The 1,196-nt window shown below is 29.3% G+C and carries 1 protein-coding gene and 2 pseudogenes; 1 reads left to right on the forward strand and 2 read right to left on the reverse strand.

Annotated features, from left to right (window positions below):
* Window positions 1-151 (reverse strand): annotated as a pseudogene (locus AC1DTM_RS27415) (exosporium protein D); the annotation flags it as partial.
* Window positions 152-325: 174 nt separating this feature from the next.
* Window positions 326-910: a LysE family translocator gene (locus AC1DTM_RS27420; RefSeq protein ID WP_477001370.1), complete on the reverse strand. Its 585-nt coding sequence runs from the start codon at window positions 908-910 to the stop codon at window positions 326-328.
* A gap of 56 nt (window positions 911-966) precedes the next feature.
* Between AC1DTM_RS27420 and AC1DTM_RS27425 the strand changes: the two are divergent.
* A pseudogene (locus AC1DTM_RS27425) lies at window positions 967-1,196 on the forward strand (helix-turn-helix domain-containing protein); the annotation flags it as partial.

The raw sequence follows: 1,196 nt of genomic DNA on the forward strand, positions 1-1,196 counted from the left end.
TTCTTGAAGTGTTAGCTGGTACAATAATATCTAACGGTATATTTGAGCCAGCAATCGTATGCGTTTTAGTGAAACAGTTCTCTTTTTTATTTTGAGAATATGAATAGTTTTTATAGTACTTTTTACTATGTTTATAAAAATAATCAGCCATTCTTTAATCTCCTATCTTTTATTTGTCTATATATTATATTTAATGAGGATAAGAACTGCTTGTACAAGGTAGAAAAAAGTTCTATTTAGGAGAATAGTAGAAAAAGCTTAAGAAATACGAACTGTAGCGTTTGGTTCAGTTAAACAAAATATAAGAATTAGAATGAGTATAGAACTAGTTAATAATAATTGAAATGGCGCTAAACACTAATAAAACTGCCATAATAATGTTAAATATTCGGTTGTGTTTTAATAAAAGTTTTTGAAACATCGATCCGAATAGACACCAACTAAACGTACTCATTAAACCGACTATGCCTAAAAACAATGAAAAGCAAAGGTAACTAGAATATGAATGGTAGTAAGGGAGAATAAAAGTTGATACTACAGTCAGTCCGAATAAAATTCCCTTCGGGTTAACAAATTGAAGCATAATTCCTACTAAAAATAAGTTTTTATTACTTTTTTCATTTGTATCTGTATTGCCTTTACTAGTGAGTATTTTAAAAGCTAAATACAGCATATAAGCTACACCTAAAATTTTTAAAGGGAATTCAATTAATGGCAGAATATTTATAAGTACAATATTAAAGAAACTACATAATGAAGTGATAATAAAAAAACCGAAAGCCACACCTAGGCAAAATGTAATGCTTCTTTTTAATCCATATTGCTTGGCGTATGTCATAGCTAAAAAGTTGTTAGGGCCTGGTGTGAAGCTACTAACAAAGACAAATAATAAAAAAGAAAATATAGGCATTTCAAAAACCCCCTCTTATTCGTGTGTTATAATGACCGAAAAGAACAATATAACGTGTGCTTTTTATTATACATAATGGTCGTTATATTGTATAGGAGTGTTTTTTATGGAGGAAATTCAAATTATCCTTGCAAAAAATTTAAAAGCTATTCGTAAGAAAGAAAAACTGAGTTTGGAAAAGGTTTCACAATTAACAGGTGTGAGTAAAACAATGATTGGACAAATTGAAAGAGGGGAATCTAGTCCTACGATTACAACAATTTGGAAAATCGCTAATGGACTAAAG

It is taken from the genome of Bacillus sp. P4_D3, from assembly GCF_056401855.1.

Coding starts and splice junctions, on each gene's coding strand:
- AC1DTM_RS27420 (WP_477001370.1), bottom strand. CDS start 910: ATGCCTATATTTTCTTTTTTATTATTTGTCTTTGTTAGTAGCTTCACA.